Annotated in this window: 6 protein-coding genes; all 6 read right to left on the reverse strand. The window is 62.6% G+C overall.

Annotated elements, in window-relative coordinates; all coding sequences use genetic code 11:
- Positions 1-491 (reverse strand): alpha/beta hydrolase-fold protein (locus B3605_RS22755; RefSeq protein ID WP_296436141.1); only part of this gene is annotated, 491 nt, incomplete at its 3' end.
- Position 492: 1 nt separating this feature from the next.
- Complete coding sequence (locus tag B3605_RS22760; RefSeq protein ID WP_112945857.1) at positions 493-960, reverse strand: YaiI/YqxD family protein; 468 nt, start codon at positions 958-960, stop codon at positions 493-495.
- A gap of 19 nt (positions 961-979) precedes the next feature.
- Positions 980-1,222, reverse strand: a complete 243-nt coding sequence (locus B3605_RS22765) for a hypothetical protein (RefSeq protein ID WP_183796211.1) — start codon at positions 1,220-1,222, stop codon at positions 980-982.
- Between the two features lie 153 nt (positions 1,223-1,375).
- On the reverse strand, positions 1,376-1,954 hold the full coding sequence (gene gfa / locus B3605_RS22770; RefSeq protein ID WP_112945856.1) for an S-(hydroxymethyl)glutathione synthase: 579 nt from the start codon (positions 1,952-1,954) through the stop codon (positions 1,376-1,378).
- Between the two features lie 217 nt (positions 1,955-2,171).
- Positions 2,172-2,627 carry a GNAT family N-acetyltransferase gene (locus B3605_RS22775; RefSeq protein ID WP_112945869.1) on the reverse strand — a complete coding sequence of 152 codons (456 nt, stop codon included), beginning with the start codon at positions 2,625-2,627 and terminating at the stop codon, positions 2,172-2,174.
- Positions 2,627-3,274, reverse strand: a 648-nt coding sequence (locus tag B3605_RS22780; protein ID WP_296436144.1) for a zinc-binding dehydrogenase, incomplete at its 5' end; no start/stop codon positions are given. The genes B3605_RS22780 and B3605_RS22775, both read right to left, overlap by 1 nt.

Raw genomic sequence — 3,274 nt, forward strand, 5'->3', positions numbered from 1 at the left:
AAGCGGCCGGGGTTCTTCAGCGCGATCGTCATGGCGCCGTGGCCGCCCATGGAATGACCGAAGATGCCCTGGCGATCCATGTCCATGCGGAAGTGCGGGCGGATAAAGGCGGGCAGTTCCTCGGTGATGTAAGTATACATCTGGTAGTTTTCGGCCCAGGGCTTTTCGGTGGCGTTCAGATAGAAGCCGGCGCCCTTACCCATCTGCCAGTTGGTCAGTTCGTCCGGGACGTCGTTACCGCGCGGGCTGACATCCGGGCAGACGATAATCAGGCCGAGCTCAGCCGCCATGCGGCGATACTCGCCCTTTTCCATGACGTTGGCGTGGGTGCAGGTGAGGCCCGAGAGATACCAGAGAACCGGGCAGGGCTTTTCGATCGCCTGCGGGGGGACGAAGACCGCGAAGGTCATGTCGCACTTCAGGGCCTCAGACGTATGCGTGAAGACGCCCTGCATGCCGCCGAAGGCGGTCGCCTGGGATAGGATGTTCATTCTATTCTCCTGGTGGTGGCGTGACGGCCTTGGCGCGGCGGCACAGCCGATCGAATGTTTCGAGGAAGCGGGAGCGGTCCTTCGGGCCGAAGGCGGCGTTGTAGCCCTTGCTTTCGCCGGTCTCGCGCAGATGCGCTCCGAGATCGCGCATGGCCGAGGCCATGCCGATATTGGTGTCGTCGAAGACGCGGCCAGTGGGGCCGGTGACGAAGGCGCCCGCCGCGACGCAACGAACCGCGAGCGGCACGTCGGCGGTGACCACCACGTCGCCCGATCCGCAATGTTCGGCGATCCAATTGTCGGCGGCGTCGAAGGCGTTGGAGACGATGACGTTGTGCACCATCGGATCGCGCGAGGGGCGCAGGCCGGAATTGGCGACGAAGGTCACCTCGATGCCGAGCCGTTCGGCAACCTTGAGGACCTCGGGCTTGACCGGGCAGGCGTCTGCGTCAACGTAGATATGGTGCATGGGTGTTTGTCGGTGTCTTCTATTTTAAGTTTTTGCGGAAGCGGGCAAGCAGCACGCTCATGGGTTCCATCGGCTCCGACGGACCACTCTTAAGGCCGACCTCGATCGCCGCCTCGAGTTCGGCAATAAACGAAGGTCGTAAAAGCTTTGCCCCGTCCCAGAAGCGTTCGTCAACGTCGGGAGTGTCGCTTGTATCGATATCGTCATCGGACAGCGCGGCCAATTGCTCCGGACTTGCTTCCTTGTCGAATTGACGTGGCATTTCAATCCCTCACGGAATGCGGTTGACGTTTTTGTGTCGCCCCAGATGTAGCAATTCGGTCCTTTGAAGACCAGCAATGTCATGTCGACACAGGCATGAAATGGTGGCTGCGCGCCGGCCGGCGCGCAGCGGGTTTCACGGTGAGCTTGATCCTCACGCCTCCTTCAGCGTGCCGGCCTTCTTCGCGGCGAAGGTCGCGAGCACATCCATGAGCGTCGGGTTCAGGCAGTCGTAGGGCGCAAGACCGAGTTCACCGAGGCGGCTGCGAACGCCTGACATCACCGAAGGTGGCGTGCCGCTTTCGATGATCGAGGAGACGAAGGCGGCGAAGGTCGGTTCGGGCCAGCCGGGTTCCTGGAAGCGCTCGGGGTGGACGAAGGACAGGCCCTTGAAGGCGTGATCACGCTCCACGGGCCCGTACATGTGCACGCCGCACTCCTTGCAGGCGTGGCGCTGGATCAGCGCATCCTTGTCGACGACGGCGAGCTTATCGCCATTTTCGAGAACGGTGACGTTGTCGGTCGAGGCGACCGCGACCACGGAGAAGGCGGCCCCCTTGGGTTTCCAGCACTTGGTGCAGCCGCAGGCATGGTTGTGGGCGACCGTGCCCTTGACGGAAAGTTTGACCGGGCGGCTGGCGCAGGCGCAGACGAGCGTGCCGCCACCGAAATTCGCCTGGCCCTTCTTGACCCCGCCATCGAGCGCGGGGTGGATCGATACCTGATATGCCATGCTCAGCTTCTCCTCCTCAGCTGCCGACGGCCCCCAAATCAGGACCGATTTGTGAAAAAGCCGCCGGCCATTCCAAAGTCGTGCCGCATTGCGTGGTGGGTGTGTCTTGGCGCTCCCCTAGCCCTGTTGGGTAGGGTCGGATGTCGGATACAAATCTAACAAACCGGCCTGATGAAAACCAGCGAATCCGCATGGCGGGACTCGCTGGTTCGGGTGGTCAGGCCCTTACCATGTCGACGTGGGGGATGCCGTCCTCGAGATATTCCTCGGAGGTCGGCTCGAAGCCGAAGCTGCCGTAGAAGCGGGAGAGGTGGCTTTGGGCGGAGAGGTAGATCGGGGCTTGCGGATAGCGCTCTTCGCAGACGGAAATGGCCTCGCGCATCACGGCGTCGCCGAGGCGTTTGCCGCGATGATCTGGCGAGACGACGACGCGGCCGATCTTGGCGGGCGCGTCTTTGTCCGTAGGCGCGAAGATGCGGGCCGCGGCGATCAGCTCGCCGGCCTGCAGCAGCCGCAAATGCAGGGCGTCCGCATCCTTGCCGTCGAGTTCCGGATAGGGGCAGTTCTGCTCGACGACGAAGACGTCGACGCGCATTTTCAACAGAACGTACAGCTCGACGGCGGAAAGCTCATCGAGCCTCCGCGCGTCGACCGTATAGTTTGGCTGGGCGATCAATAGACCACCACGCCGCGGATCGATTCACCCTTGTGCATGAGGTCGAAGCCCTTGTTGATGTCTTCGAGCGGCATGGTGTGGGTGATCATCGGGTCGATCTGGATCTTGCCTTCCATGTACCAGTCAACGATCTTCGGCACGTCGGTGCGGCCACGCGCGCCGCCGAAGGCGGTGCCCATCCAGTTGCGGCCGGTGACCAGCTGGAACGGACGCGTCGAGATTTCCTGGCCGGCGCCGGCAACGCCGATGATGACCGACTTGCCCCAGCCGCGATGCGAGGATTCGAGCGCCTGGCGCATGACCTTGGTGTTGCCGGTGCAATCGAACGTGTAGTCGGCACCGCCGATCAGGTCGCCATGACGCTTGGTCATGTTGACGAGGTAAGGAACGATGTCGTCGCCGACTTCCTTGGGGTTGACGAAGTGGGTCATGCCGAACTTGCGCGCCATCTCTTCACGCGCCGGATTCAAGTCGACACCGATGATCTTGTCGGCGCCGACCATCTTGGCCGCCTGGATCACGTTCAGGCCGATGCCGCCCAGGCCGAACACCACGACGTTCGCGCCCGCTTCGACCTTGGCCGTGAAGATCACCGCGCCAATGCCGGTGGTGACGCCGCAGCCGATGTAGCAGATCTTGTCGAA

Origin of the sequence: Rhizobium sp. UBA1881 (assembly GCF_002338015.1) — a bacterium.
GTDB lineage: Bacteria > Pseudomonadota > Alphaproteobacteria > Rhizobiales > Rhizobiaceae > Rhizobium.